This is a genomic window from Actinoallomurus iriomotensis, from assembly GCF_030269445.1.
Classification (GTDB): Bacteria; Actinomycetota; Actinomycetes; order Streptosporangiales; family Streptosporangiaceae; genus Actinoallomurus; species Actinoallomurus iriomotensis.
On record NZ_BSTJ01000012.1, the window covers coordinates 301,675 to 317,962 of the forward strand.

Annotated in this window: 14 protein-coding genes; 9 read left to right on the forward strand and 5 right to left on the reverse strand. The window is 69.7% G+C overall.

The annotated features are described in order from the left end of the window. Positions 1-162 precede the first annotated feature (162 nt). Positions 163-1,389, forward strand: a complete 1,227-nt coding sequence (locus tag QSK37_RS40315; protein ID WP_285578310.1) for an ABC transporter ATP-binding protein — start codon at positions 163-165, stop codon at positions 1,387-1,389. Between the two features lie 58 nt (positions 1,390-1,447). Here the strand turns inward: QSK37_RS40315 and QSK37_RS40320 are convergent, their stop codons facing one another. Beyond that, positions 1,448-2,443: a LacI family DNA-binding transcriptional regulator gene (locus QSK37_RS40320; protein ID WP_349498029.1), complete on the reverse strand. Its 996-nt coding sequence runs from the start codon at positions 2,441-2,443 to the stop codon at positions 1,448-1,450. Between the two features lie 465 nt (positions 2,444-2,908). On the opposite strand from QSK37_RS40320, the gene QSK37_RS40325 reads away from it, so the two are divergent. The 4 genes from QSK37_RS40325 (at position 2,909) to QSK37_RS40340 (ending at position 4,836) form a co-directional block, all read left to right on the forward strand. Further along, positions 2,909-3,139 (forward strand): LuxR C-terminal-related transcriptional regulator, encoded by a 231-nt coding sequence (locus QSK37_RS40325; protein ID WP_285578311.1) that lies wholly within the window; start codon positions 2,909-2,911, stop codon positions 3,137-3,139. 96 nt (positions 3,140-3,235) lie between these two features. Then, positions 3,236-3,757: an amino-acid N-acetyltransferase gene (locus tag QSK37_RS40330; RefSeq protein WP_285578420.1), complete on the forward strand. Its 522-nt coding sequence runs from the start codon at positions 3,236-3,238 to the stop codon at positions 3,755-3,757. Continuing rightward, complete coding sequence (locus QSK37_RS40335) at positions 3,754-4,311, forward strand: RDD family protein (RefSeq protein WP_285631881.1); 558 nt, start codon at positions 3,754-3,756, stop codon at positions 4,309-4,311. The genes QSK37_RS40330 and QSK37_RS40335 overlap by 4 nt, the downstream gene beginning before the upstream one ends. Before the next feature lie 6 nt (positions 4,312-4,317). Then, positions 4,318-4,836, forward strand: coding sequence for an RDD family protein (locus QSK37_RS40340; RefSeq protein WP_285578313.1), 519 nt, complete (start codon positions 4,318-4,320; stop codon positions 4,834-4,836). Here QSK37_RS40340 and QSK37_RS40345 read toward each other — a convergent pair. Continuing rightward, complete coding sequence (locus tag QSK37_RS40345; protein WP_285631884.1) at positions 4,829-7,960, reverse strand: UvrD-helicase domain-containing protein; 3,132 nt, start codon at positions 7,958-7,960, stop codon at positions 4,829-4,831. The two genes, QSK37_RS40340 and QSK37_RS40345, sit on opposite strands and share 8 nt — an antisense overlap. A gap of 835 nt (positions 7,961-8,795) precedes the next feature. On the opposite strand from QSK37_RS40345, the gene QSK37_RS40350 reads away from it, so the two are divergent. The 3 genes from QSK37_RS40350 (at position 8,796) to QSK37_RS40360 (ending at position 12,763) form a co-directional block, all read left to right on the forward strand. Further along, positions 8,796-9,128 carry a histone-like nucleoid-structuring protein Lsr2 gene (locus QSK37_RS40350; RefSeq protein WP_285578315.1) on the forward strand — a complete coding sequence of 111 codons (333 nt, stop codon included), beginning with the start codon at positions 8,796-8,798 and terminating at the stop codon, positions 9,126-9,128. Positions 9,129-9,370: 242 nt separating this feature from the next. Continuing rightward, on the forward strand, positions 9,371-11,878 hold the full coding sequence (locus QSK37_RS40355) for an ATP-dependent Clp protease ATP-binding subunit (protein ID WP_285578316.1): 2,508 nt from the start codon (positions 9,371-9,373) through the stop codon (positions 11,876-11,878). Positions 11,879-12,046: 168 nt separating this feature from the next. Continuing rightward, the gene (locus tag QSK37_RS40360) at positions 12,047-12,763 is read left to right on the forward strand and encodes a DUF2306 domain-containing protein (protein WP_285631887.1); all 717 of its coding nucleotides are present in this window, start codon (positions 12,047-12,049) and stop codon (positions 12,761-12,763) included. Here the strand turns inward: QSK37_RS40360 and QSK37_RS40365 are convergent. Further along, positions 12,756-13,631 (reverse strand): HhH-GPD family protein, encoded by an 876-nt coding sequence (locus QSK37_RS40365; protein ID WP_285631890.1) that lies wholly within the window; start codon positions 13,629-13,631, stop codon positions 12,756-12,758. The two genes, QSK37_RS40360 and QSK37_RS40365, sit on opposite strands and share 8 nt — an antisense overlap. Before the next feature lie 66 nt (positions 13,632-13,697). Here QSK37_RS40365 and QSK37_RS40370 point away from each other — a divergent pair, with 66 nt between their 5' ends. Further along, positions 13,698-14,369, forward strand: coding sequence for a hypothetical protein (locus tag QSK37_RS40370; protein WP_285631893.1), 672 nt, complete (start codon positions 13,698-13,700; stop codon positions 14,367-14,369). A gap of 31 nt (positions 14,370-14,400) precedes the next feature. On the opposite strand, the gene QSK37_RS40375 is transcribed toward QSK37_RS40370, so the two are convergent. Together QSK37_RS40375 and disA are read right to left on the reverse strand one after the other, a co-directional pair. Next, complete coding sequence (locus QSK37_RS40375; protein ID WP_285631896.1) at positions 14,401-14,982, reverse strand: hemerythrin domain-containing protein; 582 nt, start codon at positions 14,980-14,982, stop codon at positions 14,401-14,403. A 185-nt stretch (positions 14,983-15,167) separates the two neighbouring features. Further along, positions 15,168-16,250 carry a DNA integrity scanning diadenylate cyclase DisA gene (gene disA / locus QSK37_RS40380; protein WP_285631898.1) on the reverse strand — a complete coding sequence of 361 codons (1,083 nt, stop codon included), beginning with the start codon at positions 16,248-16,250 and terminating at the stop codon, positions 15,168-15,170. Between the last annotated feature and the right edge of the window lie 38 nt (positions 16,251-16,288).

Sequence of the window (16,288 nt, forward strand, 5' to 3'; positions counted from 1 at the left end):
TCTAGAGCACCCGGCGTACGCCGGGTGCCACCCGAGATCCGGCCATCACGCCGGAGCCGGGTCACAGCCTAGTGCGCTCCATCCTGCTTCAGATCTGTTCAGATATGCGAACAGTGGCTATGGTTATGGACACTTTGCGGCGACACCCTCGGAGGAACCCCCATGGCCAAGATCGTTCTTGACCAGGTCGACAAGGCCTACACCAGCGACATCAAGGCGGTGAACAACCTCAGCCTGGAGATCGCGGATGGGGAGTTCATGGTGCTGGTCGGCCCGTCCGGCTGCGGAAAGTCCACCGCCCTGCGCATGATCGCGGGCCTGGAGGACATCACCGGCGGCGAGATCTCCATCGGCGACCGGGTCGTGAACGACCTCGCGCCGAAGGACCGCGACATCGCCATGGTGTTCCAGAACTACGCGCTCTACCCGCACATGACGGTCGAGCAGAACCTCGCCTTCGGCCTCCAGCTCCGCGGCACCTCCAAGGCGGAGATCAAGAAGCGCGTCGGCGAGGCCGCCAAGATGCTGGGCCTGGAGCAGTTCCTCAAGCGCAAGCCCGCCAACCTCTCCGGCGGTCAGCGGCAGCGCGTCGCGATGGGCCGGGCGATCGTCCGCGAGCCGCAGGCGTTCCTGATGGACGAGCCGCTGTCCAACCTCGACGCCAAGCTCCGCGTCTCGATGCGCGCCTCGCTCAACCAGCTCCACGAGCGCCTGGGCGTCACGACGGTCTACGTCACGCACGACCAGATCGAGGCCATGACCCTCGGCGACCGCGTCTGCGTCCTCCGCGAGGGCGTCCTGCAGCAGGTCGACACGCCGCAGAACCTGTTCGACAGCCCGGTGAACCTCTTCGTCGCCGGCTTCATCGGCTCCCCGGCGATGAACTTCGTGAACGCCGAGCTGGTCCGTGAGGGCGGCGGGGCCCGGGTCTCCTTCGCCGGGTACGAGCTGCAGGTGCCGGCCGAGACGTTCACGAGCAAGCCCGGTCTGGACGAGTACGCCGGTCAGTCGATCATCCTCGGCATCCGGCCGTCCGACTTCGAGGACGCCGCCCACGGCGGTCAGGACTGGCCGACCATCCAGGTCACGGCCGACGTCACCGAGGAGCTCGGCAGCGAGATCAACGTCATCTTCGCCATCGACGCGCCGCCGGTGGAGCACAAGGACACCGCCGACCTCGCCAAGGACGAAGAGGACGAGGACAGCGCGATCCCGCTGACCGACAACAAGGCCCTGTGGACCGCCCGCGTCAACGCCCGCTCGCACGTGCGCCCGGGCCAGACGCTGGACCTGGCCGTCGACACGAGCCGCCTGCACTTCTTCGACGCCGAGAGCGGCCTGGCCATCGGCCACCCCGAGGCCGCCAAGGTCGAGGCCGTCAGCGCCTGATCGGCCGATCAGCGGAGACTGTCCGGAACCAGGAGGAAGAGTTCCGGGCAGTCTCTCTTCACGCGGACTCGCGGACGACCAGCGACGGTGACAGCGCCAGGCCGCGGTGCTCGTGCCCCTCGGCGGTGCCGGCCTCGGCGACGGCCAGCTCGGCGGCGGTCCAGCCGAGCTCGTGCCGCGGCTGCCGTACGGTCGTCAGCGGCACCACGGAGGTGCCGGCCAGCTCGATGTCGTCGTAGCCGACCACGCTGATCTCCTCGGGCACCTTGACGCCCGTCCGCAGCAGCGCGTTGACCAGGCCGATCGCCAGCAGGTCGTTGGCGCAGAACACCCCGGTCGGCAGCGGGTCGAGCTCCAGCAGCCGCCGGGCCGCCTCCATGCCCGACGTCGGCGTCAGGTCGCCCTGGACGAGTGTGGTCAGGTGCTCCTCGGCCACGCCCGCGCGGCGGGCGGCGGCCACCGCGCCCTCGTACCGGTCGGTGATCGGCTCGGCGACCAGCGGCCCGGTGACGATCGCGAGGCGGCGGTGCCGGGAGGTCAGGTGATCGACGGCGATCTCCCCGCCGGCGACGTGGTCGACGCGGATCGAGCAGACCCCGTCGTACGCGCGGCGGTCGAGCACCACGACGGACAGGCCGCGGTCGCGCAGCTCGGCGATGCGCCCGGCGTCGAGGCCGACCGGCGTGATGATCACGCCGCTGACGCGCTGTTCTTCGAGGAAGTCCAGACAGCGGCGCTCCTTGGCGGCAGAGCCGTCGCTCGTGCACCAGAGAGCGTCGAAGCCGTCGGTGTTCATGGCCGCCTCGGCACCCCGGGCGAGATCGGTGAAGTAAGGGTTGCCGAGGCTCTCCACGACGACGCCGAGTGTGCGGCTGCGCCCCTGACGGAGCTGCCGGGCGCTCTCATTGCGTACGAAACCGAGCTCGCCGATGGCCGCGCGCACGCGTTCGCGGGTGGCTTCGGCCACCAGGTTTGGCCGGTTTAGGACATTCGAAACTGTCCCTACGGAGACACCTGCACGCATCGCCACATCCCGGATGCTGACGGGCGGCACGCTGTCTTCCTCTCCAGTTACGAGGTTTTCGCAGGTTAATGGCTGCGAAGAACTGTTTCCGAGGTGTTATGTAGCGAGCCGCTTTCATTCGGCTACGCAACGTAATATTTGAACGCTTGACGGTCCGGATCCGGCCGCCTAGCGTTCCGGTTCGAAGCCTAGCTTGAAACGATTCACGATCTTTGCCGGGATCGTTGTCGAAGGGATGGGGGCGAGAAGCGCACCGATGACCCCTCCCGAACTCGTGGATCCCGGTCCCGGTCGCACCACCGGGACGTTTCTCCGCGCACCCGGGGTTACGTCCCTCCTCGCAGTCTCAACGTATGAATCGTTACTGGAGTTCCCGCGCCGCGCAGCCGAATCGGCTCCGACGGCCACCTCCGGTCAAGCGCGTCAGGCCTACCCGTGCCCATGCGGCGCCCCGCCGCATCCCCGTAGTCATCACCAGGGACGAGGGAGGACGGAGTGGAACAGGCCACACTGACACGCCGTGGCACCGACGATCCGCGTCTGAGCGAGGACGAACTCCGGTTGCTCGCGCAGATCGCCACAGGTGTCACCGCAGATGTGGCAGCGCGGAAACTCGAACTCAGCGCGCGGACGCTACGGAGGCGACTGCGAACGATATGTGACCGGCTCAATGTGAACACCCCCATCGAAGCCGTTGTGTGGGCGGCACGACGGCAACTCATCTGACTTCCAGCACCTGAACGTCCCGCGCGAGCGGTCCGGCCGAGGGGGGTATGCGGCCGCCCGCGGGTCACCGGGCGGGCGGCCGGCGGCTAGGGTCACCTGTTTGTGGAGACAGCTATCCGCCGGGCCCGCGCGACGGACGTCCGGGCGATCCGGCGGCTGGTGGACCTGTACGCCGGCCCGGGCCGGCTACTGGCCAAGCCGACCGTGACGCTCTATGAGGACGTTCAGGAGTTCTGGGTCGCGGAAGATTCGCGGACCGGCACCGTCGTGGGTTGCGGCGCGTTGCACGTGATGTGGGAGGACCTCGCCGAGGTCCGTACGGTCGCGGTGGATCCCGTCTGCCGCGGCCACGGAGTGGGGCACCGTATTGTCACGCGCCTCCTGGAGACCGCGCGCGAACTCGGCGTCCAGCGCGTGTTCTGCCTTACCTTCGAGGTGACGTTCTTCTCCCGGCATGGGTTCCGCCGGCTGCAGGGCAGCCCGTTGGCGCCCGAGGTGTACGAAGAGCTCCTGCGCTCCTACGACGACGGCGTGGCGGAGTTCCTCGACCTCGACCGGGTGAAGCCGAACACTTTGGGCAACACCCGGATGTTGCTCCACCTGGAAGGCGAGCGATGAGTCACTACGAGCCGGTCGAGGAACTGACGCTGGCGCCGGTGATCCGCCGCGCCGGCGCCCGGGTCATCGACGCCGGATTACTCGGCATCGTGGGCTTCGCCCTGATCCTGCCGTTCATGGTGGCCGCGGTGGGTCTGGACGAGCCGGGCAGCCGCGGAAAGGACTCCTCCGTCTGGTCGGGCCCGGCCCTGTTCGGGTGGGTCCTCGTCGTGGGGATCCTGCCGTTCGCGTACGAGGCGGTGCAGCTGGCCCTGTGGGGCCAGACGCTCGGCAAGCGGATCATGAGCCTGCGGGTGCTGGCCGAGAGCGGCGAACCGGTGCGGCCCGCGCAGGCCGTCGGCCGCGCGGCCGCCAACAACGTGCTCTACCTGTTCGGCTGCGGCGTGGGCACGCTCATGGCTTATCTGTGGGCGATCTGGGACGAACCACTGCACCAGGCCCTCCACGACCGGCTGGCCGGCACGGTGGTGGTCGACGATCGGGAGTACGCACCCGGCGTCGACCCGCTGACCGGCACGATGGTGATCGACCGTGAGCGACGACCGGGAGTATGAGACCGAATGACGTACGAGGCCGTGCTCGCGGAACCGTCACAGCGGCTGGTCGCGCGCCTGGTGGACACGCTCATCGTCGGTGTCCCGCTGGCCACCGCCGCCACCGGGATCTTCCCGCGTGAGACCGCGCAGACCGTCGTCGCGCCGATCGCGTTCGCCGCGGTCTTCCTGGTGTACGAGGTCGTGCAGCTCGCGATCTGGGGCCGTACGGTCGGCAAGCGGCTGACCGGCATCCGGGTGATCTCGGCCGACGGCGGGCGGCTGCGCGTGAGCCAGGCGCTGGTCCGCTCGGCGATCTACGCCCTGCCGCCCGCGGCCCGGCCGGTGCCGGTGCTCAACGTGCTCGCGGGCATCTTCTGGCTCGCCGAGATCGGCCTGCTGTTCGAGGGGAACCACCGGCAGGCCCTGCACGACCGCGCGGCCGGCACGCTCGTCGTCGACGTACGGGCCCGCGCGGCCGAGCCGCCCGTGGATGAGGAGCCCGTGGCCGAGGAGCAGGCGCCCGAGGAGCCTCCCGTCAGATGAGGCGGAGTTGTTGATCGCGCGCCCGGCGGCGGGCGGCCTGCTCGGGCCGGGTGACGTACTTTCCGGGGATTCCGCGCAGGAACGGTGACGGGTCGCGGCGCCGGGAGCCGGACAGGTACAGCGACGACTGCGCCCGCGTCATGCCGACGAAGAACAGGCGGCGTTCCTCGTCCTCGTCGGTGTCCGGCAGGCGCATCGGCAGCAGGCCGTCCTCGCAGCCGACGATGAACACCACCGGGAACTCCAGGCCCTTCGAGGCGTGCAACGTCAGCAGCGCGATCCGGTCGGCTCGCGGGTCGAACGCGTCCACCTCGGCGCCCAGCGCCAACTCGCCGAGGAACGTCTCCAGGTCGTCGCCGCAGCGGACGGCGAGCGGTGTGAGCAGTTCGGCCGCCGTGCGCAGCACCGTCTCGTCGTGGAGCTCGGTGAGCGTCTCCACCGCCGCGCGGATCCGTCCGGTCAGCTCGCCGCCGTGGTGCCGCACCTCGTGCGCGATCTCCCGTACGCCCGGCCGCCTCACGAGACGGTCGTGTGAGCGCTTCTGGTACGGCATGCCCGCGCGGGTCAGCGCCTCCATGACCGGCTCGGCCTGGGCGGAGGAGCGGTAGAGCACGGCGATGTCGGAGAAGTCGAGGTGCTCGTCGTGGTGCCCGCCGGCCCGCCCCGAGTCCAGTGAGTGGAACGACGTGCCGCCCAGCAGCCGGTCGATGGTCGAGGTGACGAACGCGGCCTCGGCCTGCGCGTCGGCGCTCTCCTGCACGACGATCAGCCGCTCGCCGGACCGCTGCGGGTCCAGGACGCGGTCCGGGACGAGACTGGTGGCCCGGATCGCGCCCACCGCCCCGTGCACGATCGCCGGGGCGGAGCGGTAGTTGCGGGTCAGCAGCACCTTCGTCGCCGCTGCGAAGTCGTCCTCGAACCGGAGGAAGAAACCGACGTCCGCGCCGCGGAAGGCGTAGATCGCCTGGTCGGGGTCGCCGATCGCGGTGAGGTTGCCCTCCGCGCCGGACAGCAGGCGCAGCAGGGAGTACTGCGTCTCGTCGACGTCCTGGTACTCGTCCACGCTGATCCACGGCCAGCGCTCGCGGTAGCGCGCCGTCAGGTCCGGGTCGTAGCCGAGCAGCGTCACCGGCAGGCGCAGCAGGTCGGCGAAGTCGGCCAGGCCGCGTTCGCGCAGGCGCTTCTCGAACGAGCCGCGCGCCTCGGGGTCGGCCGGGCCGCCCGCGCCGTCGAAGCCGGCGAGGAGCCGCCGTGCCTCCTTGTCGGACCCGGTCATCTCCCGGGCGATCTCCAGCCGCTCGGTCTCGTCGGCGATGCGGAAGTCCGCCGGCAGGCCGGCGCGCTCGTGCTGCTCCCGCAGGATCAGGGCGCCCAGGCCGTGGAAGGTGGTGACGGTGAGGCGGGCGGCGCGGCCCGGCAGCAGGCCCTCCAGGCGTTCGCGCATCTCCTCGGCGGCACGGCGGGTGAATGTGATCGCCAGGCACCGCTCCGGCTCCACGCCGCGCTCGGCGACGAGGTGGGCGATCCGGTGGGTCAGGGTGCGGGTCTTGCCGGTGCCGGGGCCCGCGATGATCAGCAGCGGGCCGCCCGGATGCGCGGCGGCGACACGCTGGTCGGGGTCGAGGCCGTCGAGGATCGAGGCGTTCTCATCGGCCTCGGCGGCCTCCGCGGCCTCAAGGATGTCCTGCTGGCCCTCCATCGGCGGCTCGGGAGGCGTCGAGCCGTCGCCGGGCGTCTCCTCCCGCGAGGCGTCCTCCGGCTCCGGCGCATCGGGCCGTACGGGCTCGGCGGGCCGTACGGGCTCGGCGGGAAGGTCGAAGAGCCCGGTGTCGTCCGGGGCGCCGAGCAGCCCGACGGCGCGTTTGCCCTCACGGCGCAGCTCGCCGGGCCCGAACAGGCGGATCACGCCGTACTCGCCGTCGAAGCCGGCGTCCCGGATCACGTCGCCGCGCCGGAGCCGGCCGATCGCCTCGGCCAGCAGCTCGCCCCCTGCGGCACGTACGTCGTCCAGGGGGACGTCGTCGAGGATCGACAGCTCCGGGCCGAGGGTGGAGACCAGCTCGGCGATGTGGCCGAGCACGGACTTCGAGCGCGGGCCGACGCCGCGGATCTCGCTGACGATCTCGGGCAGCGGGATCAGGTTGCGGAAGTCGGCGGCGCCCTCCGGCCGGCGGCCCTCCGGGTGGGCGGCGAGCTCGTCGACGCGGTAGAGGACGCCGACGGTGAGCGGACGGCCGCAGGAGGGGCACCGGCCGCCGTGGGCCTTCGTCTCCTCCGGCTCCAGCCGCACTCCGCACTTGCGATGGCCGTCGAGGTGGTACTTGCCCTCCTCGGGGAAGAACTCGACGCTGCCGCCGTACCCCCGCCCGGTCTCCAGGGCGGCGCGCACGGCGTAGTAGTCCATCTCCGTGGTGAACATCGACGCCTCGCGCGCAAGTGCCGGCGGTGAGTGCGCGTCGGAGTTGCTGACGAGGCGGTAGCGGTCGAGAGAGGGCACCCGCCAGTTCATCAGCGGATCGGAGGACAGGCCGGTCTCCACGGCGAATATGTGGTCCGCCAGGTCGTCATAGCAGTCGGCCACGGCGTCGAAGCCGGACTTGGAGCCGAGGACGGAGAACCACGGCGTCCACACGTGCGCGGGAACCAGGTACGAGCCGGGGTCGCTCTGCAGGGTGATCTCGAGCAGGTGACGCGAGTCCAGACCGAGTATCGGGCGGCCGTCCGACGCGAGATTGCCGATCTTGGCAAGCGCGGCGGTGATGCGTTCGGCCGCCTCGAAGGACGGAGAATAAAGGAGATGGTGTACCTTCCGCGTGCGTTCACCCTTTTTGTAGATGGTCGAGATCTCGACGGAGAGCAGAAAACGAACCGGTTGGCGGCAGGCGGGCGGTAGTGTTCGGATCACTCGGCGTTCGAGGTCGGGTCGCAGCCGGAACAGCCCCGGTTCTGCGGGCACGAGGTTCTCACGGAGCTCGTCCATCCACGCGGGGTGGGTGAAATCGCCGGTGCCCACGAGCGACACGCCTTTGCGGCCCGCCCACCACGCCAGGTGTTCAAGGTCACAGTCCTTGCTGCAGGCGCGGGAGTACTTCGAATGGATATGAAGGTCCGCGTAGAACGTCACGTCGTCGCCCGTCGTCTCTCGGATCGCGCTGGTGCCGCATTGGATCCTGTCATGCTCCGGGCCTTAAGATCGCCGGATCGCGCCGACCGATGGATTCCATGGGGCATGTTCGCTGCTCATGATCCCCGACTCGGTGGGCGAGCCTGCCGGGTTGCGCATTCCGTGGCGGTCGCTGCCTGTTAAGTGGCGGTACGTGAGGGTTATTCGAGCGATACGTGGGCCAAGGTGTTGACGAGGCCCGTCTCTGGTTTTCGGACAGGGTGGTCACCCGCCGTACCGGCACGCCCCGCTCCGCGGTCCGGTTACCGGAACGACTCACCGCAGCGTATCGACGCCCCGCTCGACGGCCGCCGGATGAGCTCCCGCCGGGCCCGTCGGACCGGATGCCGTGCAGCGGCCGGGCCGAAAGCCGGGGCGGTGTGTGTGCCGCATGCGACTGCGGGACAATTCAAGGGCAGGGGCCGTGCGCGCCCAGTCCGCTTGGACGACAGCTTGGGCGACCTCTTGCGTGACAGGTCCGATAACGCGAGAACGGAAGGCATGGGCCGATGTGGAACGACCTTGCGGCGCTCGTCCCCCCTCTCACGGTGGCAGCAGTGTTCTTCGCAGGCGTGTTCTGGGTGGTGCGGAGAGAGATGGGCGGTAAGCGGAGGCGGGAAGACGCGCCGGAGAAGCGCAACGGGGGGCGGTAAGCTCCCCGCCGCCGGATGGATTGCCGGTGATTACGCACCGTAACGTGCGTGCTAAACTTCCAGCGTTGGAATTGTCATCGGGAGCCACGGAGGTATATCTTTGGCAACCGAATGCAGTTTGCTCCGGTGAAAGGTCAGTCTCCATGGCAGAGCAGATCATTAAGCGCCTCATCGACGACATCGATGGGGGGGAGGCAGAGGAGACGGTCCAGTTCTCTCTCGACGGCGTCCCATATGAGATCGATCTGAGCGCCGCCAACGCCAAGAAGGTGCGGGATTCCCTGGCGCCGTTCGTGGAGCACGCCCGCAAGGCCGGTGGGGCCGCCGCCGGTGGCCGCCGGCGTCGCAGCCGCGCCGCGTCGAGCCGCGAGCGCAGCGCGGACATCCGTGCGTGGGCGAAGGCGCGTGGCATCAAGGTGAACGAGCGTGGACGCATCCCGGCGACCGTCGTCGAGGAGTACGAGCGCGCGCACTGATCGAATACAGCTCCGGTGAGTGGCCCGTCGCCCGGCCCCAGGGGGCGACGGGCCGTTCGCTTGCGGCGTACGGGGAACATCACGGCCCCGCGCGGTAGTTGGATGAGGATGAACGGGCTTGCCCAGGGGAACGTCTTCCGTTGGGACTACCGAGTGGCGGCGTCTGCCGGGCGGGCTAGCATGCGGAAGGACAGAGTCGGACATTCCGGCTACTGCCCAACCGCTCTGTGAGGAGCGACGAGATGTTCGAGAGGTTTACGGACCGCGCGCGGCGGGTTGTCGTCCTGGCTCAGGAAGAGGCCAGGATGCTCAACCACAACTACATCGGCACCGAGCACATCCTCTTGGGCCTCATCCACGAGGGCGAGGGTGTTGCCGCCAAGGCTCTGGAGAGCCTGGGCATCAGCCTCGAAGCCGTGCGCCAGCAGGTCGAGGAGATCATCGGCCAGGGGCAGCAGGCACCTTCGGGACACATCCCGTTCACTCCGCGGGCGAAGAAGGTCCTTGAGCTCTCGCTGCGTGAGGCGCTTCAGCTCGGCCACAACTACATCGGGACCGAGCACATCCTGCTCGGCCTGATCCGTGAGGGCGAGGGTGTGGCCGCCCAGGTTCTGGTGAAGCTGGGTGCCGATCTGAACCGCGTGCGGCAGCAGGTGATCCAGTTGCTGCACGGATACCAGGGCAAGGAACCCGCCTCCTCGGGCGGGCCCTCAGAGGCGGCTCCGTCGACCTCTCTTGTGCTGGACCAGTTCGGCCGCAACCTGACGCAGGCCGCGCGTGAAGGCAAGCTCGACCCGGTCATCGGGCGCGAGAAAGAGATCGAGCGGGTCATGCAGGTGCTGTCCCGCCGTACCAAGAACAACCCGGTCCTGATCGGTGAGCCCGGCGTCGGTAAGACGGCGGTCGTCGAGGGGCTGTCCCAGAAGATCGTCAAGGGGGAGGTCCCCGAGACGCTGAAGGACAAGCAGCTCTACACCCTCGACCTGGGCGCGCTGGTGGCCGGTTCCCGCTACCGCGGTGACTTCGAGGAGCGCCTGAAGAAGGTGCTCAAGGAGATCCGCACCCGCGGCGACATCATCCTGTTCATCGACGAGCTGCACACGCTGGTCGGTGCGGGTGCCGCCGAAGGCGCGATCGACGCCGCCAGCATCCTCAAGCCGATGCTGGCCCGCGGTGAGCTGCAGACCATCGGCGCGACGACGCTCGACGAATACCGCAAGTACCTGGAGAAGGACGCCGCGCTCGAGCGCCGCTTCCAGCCGATCCAGGTCGCCGAGCCGTCGCTCAGCCACACGATCGAGATCCTCAAGGGCCTGCGCGACCGCTACGAGGCCCACCACCGCGTCTCGATCACCGACGGTGCGCTGGTGGCCGCGGCCCAGCTGGCCGACCGCTACATCAGCGACCGGTTCCTGCCGGACAAGGCGATCGACCTCATCGACGAGGCCGGCTCGCGCATGCGCATCCGCCGCATGACCGCGCCGCCGGACCTGCGCGAGTACGACGAGAAGATCGCCGACGTGCGACGCGACAAGGAGTCCGCGATCGACGCGCAGGACTTCGAGAAGGCCGCCGCGCTGCGCGACCGGGAGAAGCAGCTTCTCCAGGCCAAGGCGCAGCGGGAGAAGGAATGGAAGGCCGGCGACATGGACGTCGTCGCCGAGGTCACCGAGGAGCTGATCGCGGAGGTTCTCGCGACGGCGACCGGCATTCCGGTCTTCAAGCTCACCGAGGAGGAGAGCGCTCGCCTGCTCCGCATGGAGGACGAGCTCCACAGGCGGGTCATCGGCCAGAACGACGCCATCAAGGCGCTGTCCCAGTCGATCCGCCGCACGCGCGCGGGTCTGAAGGACCCCAAGCGCCCGGGTGGTTCGTTCATCTTCGCGGGCCCGTCGGGTGTCGGTAAGACCGAGCTGTCCAAGACGCTCGCCGAGTTCCTGTTCGGCGACGAGGACGCGCTGATCCAGCTGGACATGTCCGAGTTCATGGAGAAGCACACGGTCTCGCGGCTGTTCGGCTCTCCGCCCGGATACGTCGGCTACGAAGAGGGCGGCCAGCTGACCGAGAAGGTCCGCCGCAAGCCGTTCTCCGTCGTCCTGTTCGACGAGATCGAGAAGGCCCACCCCGACATCTTCAACTCGCTGTTGCAGATCCTGGAGGACGGGCGCCTCACCGACGCCCAGGGCCGCGTGGTCGACTTCAAGAACACGGTCGTGATCATGACGACCAACCTCGGCACGCGCGACATCTCCAAGGGCCTGTCGGTCGGCTTCGCACGGGAGAACGACGAGCAGGGCTCGTACGACCGGATGAAGGCGAAGGTCAACGAGGAGCTCAAGCAGCACTTCCGGCCGGAGTTCCTCAACCGCGTCGACGACACGGTCGTCTTCCACCAGCTCACGCCGAAGGAGATCATCCAGATCGTCGATCTGATGATCGCCAAGGTCGACGAGCGGCTCAAGGACCGCGACATGGGCATCGAGCTGCGCCAGGAGGCCAAGGACCTGCTGGCCGAGCGCGGCTACGACCCGGTCCTGGGCGCTCGGCCGCTGCGCCGCACCATCCAGCGGGAGATCGAGGACAACCTGTCCGAGAAGATCCTGTACGGCGAGCTGCGCGCGGGCGAGATCGTCATGGTGGGTGTCGAGGGCACCGGCGAGACGGCGAAGTTCACCTTCACCGGCGAGCCCAAGCCCGAGCCCGCCGTCCCGGCCTCCGCCGGCGCCGCCGAGCCGGTCAACCACCCGTAACCGCACGATCTGACCAAGACCCGCGTCCCGCTGAGGGGCGCGGGTCTTGTGCGTCATGGGGAGAGGTGTCGCCAGTACCACCCCCGATCCGGGGTCCAGGCCCAGGGACTCTCGCACGCATCCTTGCGAGGGTTTTGACGGAGCCCAGACCATCGGAGAGGAGATCCCATGACGACGACGGTGGTTCCGCCGGCGAAGGCGACGCGAGGGCCGGAGCGGCGCCGGCGCGGCCGTACATGGCCGTTGGTCCTGCTCGCCGTGCTGTGCGTGGCGCCTCTGGTGTACCTGCTGACCGCCTACGTCCCGCCGGAGATGAGCCGCAGCCGGGTGCCGGAGACCGACACCTTCGCCTACGTCCTGCTCGTCGCGCACATCTTCACCGCGTCGGTGGCCCTCATCGCGGGCCCGCTGCAGTTCTGGCCGTGGCTGCGGCGGCGCGGTAAAGCGCACCGCTGGATCGGGCGCGCCTACCTGTTCGCCGGCGTGTTCCCCAGCGCGGTGCTCAGCATTCCCGTCTCGGTACAGACCTCCACGTTCGGGGTGAGCAGCCAGCTGGCGACCGGGGTCTTCTCGGTCGTGTGGTTCGGCACTGCCTACGCGGCCTATCGCGCCGCCCGCCGGCGCCGGTACGCCGACCACCGGCAGTGGATGATCCGTAACTTCGCGCTGACCTTCGGCAAGGTCACCAACACGCTGCTCCAGGTGCCGGTCTACCTCCTCGTCGCGGCGCAGGACGGCGCGTTCGGACGCGGTGACGACACGACTCTGATCACGCACGACATCGCCGGCACGACCTCGTGGCTCGCGTTCGTGCTCAACCTGCTGATCGCGGAGTGGTACCTCCAGCGCCGCTACGGTTCCCTGCGCGCCTCGCGCGTCAGCTAGGCAGGGCGTAGCGGCCGTCGTCGAGTGGGTCGACCAGGCCGTCCTCGATGAGGGCGGCCAGGGAGCGTTCGCGCTGGAGCGCGTCGGCCCACACGTCGTCCAGGGCGGCCTTCTCCACCGGGCCGTCGGCGTGGCGCAGGACGTCGAGGAGGCGGCCCCGGCACTGGCGGTCGGTGCCCGCGTACGTCTGGCCCCTGCGCGGCGGGCCGTCGTACGGGGGCTTGCCGGCCAGGCGCCATTCACACTCCGCCACCAGCGGGCAAGCGGCGCAGCGCGGCGACCGGGCCGTGCACACCAGGGCACCGAGCTCCATGATCGCCACGGACCACCGGGCGGCCACCGGCGGGTCCTCCGGCAGCAGGGACTCCGCGACGCGCACCTCGGCGGTCGTCTGGGTCTTCGGCGGGTACTCCACCCCGGTGACCACGCGGGCCAGCACGCGCCGGACGTTGGTGTCCAGCACGGCGTGCCTCCTGCGGTACGCGAAGCTGGCGACGGCCGCGGCCGTGTACGCGCCGACGCCCGGCAGGGCGCGCAGCTCGTCGTAGTCGGCCGGGACCACGCCGTCGTGCCGCTCGGTGATGGCGCGGGCGCTCGCGTGCAGGTTGAGCGCGCGGCGCGGGTAGCCGAGGCGGCCCCAGGCCCGTACGGCCTCGCCGGGCGGCTCCTTGGCGAGGTCGGCCGGGGTGGGCCAGCGGGCGAGCCACGCCTCGTACGCGGGCAGCACGCGGACGACCGGGGTCTGCTGGAGCATGATCTCGCTGACGAGTACGGCCCACGGCGAGGCGTCGGGACGGCGCCACGGCAGATCCCGGGCATGCTCGGCGTACCAGGTCAGAACGGGTTCGGCGTATCTGGGTTCATGCATGACGCAATCGATCCTGGCACGGCGGGTCGCGACAACTCGCCATGATCGAAAAAGCATACTGAGCGTATGGAGTCAGACACGGACCGTACGCGATATCTGGACCCGGATGTCGAGGACGACCCGGACGACACGGAGGCGTACTGGCGCCGGCGCGTGTACGTCCTGGCGGGCGGGATCACTCTGATCGCCCTGGTGGCGTGGGCCTGCTCCGGCTCGGCGCACAAACGGTCGACGGCGCAGGTGCGCAACGCCGCCGCCACCGAGAGCCCGACGCCGACCCCGTCCGCCGCGGCCCCGAAGCCGACCGCCACCGTGACCGTCACCGCGTCCCCGACCGCGCTGCCGTCGGCGCCCAGACGCGCCGGTGACACCTGTGCCCCGCGTGACGTCGTGGTGGGCGTGACTCCGGCGGGCACGGTGTTCAAGGGCCGGCAACACCCGAGGTTCGGCCTGAGCGTGGTCAACACGGGCCGCCGCGCGTGCACGTTCGACGTCGGCCCGAAGGCCCTGCTGATCCGCATCTCGTCCGGCTCGGACCGGGTGTGGTCCTCGGACCGGTGCGTGTCCGGCGCGGGCGCGAACATCCAGATGCTCCGGCGCGGCGTCCCGTACCTGGCGACCCTCGACTGGGACCGCCGCCGTTGCAACAGCGACGCACACGCCGCTCCGGGCACGTACGTCATCGCCGTGGGGGCGCCCGGTATCAAGACCCGCCGGGAGGTCTTCCGTCTCGGCTGAGGCGGTCTCCGCGCCGCGCAGGCCGTCGTGCTCACGCCGGTAGCGACAGGTGCGGCGTGACGTCTCGCGGTGATACGTGCGGCGCGGCGCAAATAGGGAGACCGGGCTCCCAGCGGTGCAGGACCAGGCCGTGGAACCGGATGACACGCCCGGCATCGCAGGTCCTCTCGACCACCGCGGCGTCGCTGAACGCCCGGAACATGGTCCCGAGGTCGGTCAGCAGCCGCCTGTCGGCGTGCCGGGCCAGCCGGGGGAACACCTCCAGCTCCTCATGAAGGATCGCCTGACGCGTCACCACGACGAGCCGGGTGATCAGTGCGTCGAACGCGGGGCTGTCCGGTCTGGTCACGCTGAGGTCGGCCAGCAGCCGTTCCATCCGGGCGTCGATGTCGGCGTGCTCGGCCGAGCCGACCACCCATTCGGGCACGACCTCGCGGACCAGCGGATACAGGTACAGCTCCTCGGCGACCACATGCCGCATCACCTCGGCGGTCATCTCGTCGACGAGCCCGTCGCGCGCCGGGCCACGGGCCGTCAGCCGCACGAGCAGATCCCCGAGACGACGGTGATCACGCGTGATCACACTGATCAACGAGCTGTCATCACCGTCCATCGGACACCTCTGACACCTTGCCCTCCGCGTGACCTCTGTGGGCACGCCCGAGCCGGTACGGACCCCCTCCCAGAATCGCGCGGCGGCGGACGCCGGACCATCGCGTTAGGTCACTTCCGGGATGGACCTGCGGCGGTTTCGACGGGGACCGAAGGTCCCGGCCGCGCGCCGGGGCGGCGGAGCGGTCAGACGTAGCGTTCGAGGATGGAGGACTCGGCCAGGCGGGACAGTCCCTCGCGGACGCTGCGGGCGCGGGCCTCGTCCACGCCGCCGACCGACTGCAGGTCGTCGATGCCCGCGGCCAGGAGCTTCTGCAGGCCGCCGAAGTGCTCCACCAGGCGCTCGACGACCAGGCTCGGCATGCGGGGGACCTTGGCCAGGAGGCGGTAGCCCTTGGGGCTCACCGGGATGTCCAGCGGGTCGTTGCCGGAGAACGCCAGAACGTCCGCGACCGTCGTCAGGTCGAGGAGCTCGCTGGCCGACAGGCGGTTGAGGGACTCCAGGACGTCGGCGACCCGGCGGGGACCGCGGCCCTGGGGCTGGTAGTCGCGGACGATGAGCTCGCGGTCGGCGTCGACGCCGGAGACCAGCTCGTCGAGCTGGAGCGACAGCAGGCGGCCGTCGGTGCCCAGCTCGACCACGTAGCCGTTGATCTCGTCGGCGATGCGGCGGACCATCTCCAGGCGCTGCACGACGGCGCTCACGTCGCGGACGGTGACGAGGTCCTCGATCTCCAGGGCGGACAGCGTGCCGGCGACCTCGTCGAGGCGCAGCTTGTAGCGTTCGAGCGTCGCGAGCGCCTGGTTGGCCCGCGACAGGATGGCCGCCGAGTCCTCCAGGACATAGCGCTGGCCGTCGAGATAAAGCGCGATTATGCGCATGGACTGGCTGACCGACAGCACCGGGAAGCCGGTCTGCTTCGCCACCCGCTCGGCGGTGCGGTGGCGGGTGCCCGACTCCTCGGTCGGGATGGTCGGGTCGGGCATCAGGTGGACGCCGGCGCGGACGATGCGCGTGCAGGTGCTGTCGATGACGATCGCACCGTCCATCTTCGCCAACTCGCGCAGACGCGTCGAGGAGAACTCCACGTCGAGCTGGAAACCGCCCGTGCAGAGGCCGGCGACGATCTTGTCGTACCCGAGAACGATCAGACCGCCGGTGTGGCCGCGCAGGATGCGTTCGAGCCCGTCGCGGAGTTGGGTCCCCGGCGCGACGGCGGCAAGGGTTGCGCGCCGACGCTCGTCTTTACCCTTGTCATGTGCTGGCACGTGACCCCCGGAGGTCGCTGGACGGCGGTCAGTTTATC

Coding starts and splice junctions, on each gene's coding strand:
- QSK37_RS40315 (WP_285578310.1), top strand. CDS start 163: ATGGCCAAGATCGTTCTTGACCAGGTCGACAAGGCCTACACCAGCGAC.
- QSK37_RS40335 (WP_285631881.1), top strand. CDS start 3,754: ATGAGTCACTACGAGCCGGTCGAGGAACTGACGCTGGCGCCGGTGATC.
- QSK37_RS40340 (WP_285578313.1), top strand. CDS start 4,318: ATGACGTACGAGGCCGTGCTCGCGGAACCGTCACAGCGGCTGGTCGCG.
- QSK37_RS40350 (WP_285578315.1), top strand. CDS start 8,796: ATGGCAGAGCAGATCATTAAGCGCCTCATCGACGACATCGATGGGGGG.
- QSK37_RS40355 (WP_285578316.1), top strand. CDS start 9,371: ATGTTCGAGAGGTTTACGGACCGCGCGCGGCGGGTTGTCGTCCTGGCT.
- QSK37_RS40360 (WP_285631887.1), top strand. CDS start 12,047: ATGACGACGACGGTGGTTCCGCCGGCGAAGGCGACGCGAGGGCCGGAG.
- QSK37_RS40365 (WP_285631890.1), bottom strand. CDS start 13,631: ATGCATGAACCCAGATACGCCGAACCCGTTCTGACCTGGTACGCCGAG.
- QSK37_RS40370 (WP_285631893.1), top strand. CDS start 13,698: ATGGAGTCAGACACGGACCGTACGCGATATCTGGACCCGGATGTCGAG.
- QSK37_RS40375 (WP_285631896.1), bottom strand. CDS start 14,982: ATGGACGGTGATGACAGCTCGTTGATCAGTGTGATCACGCGTGATCAC.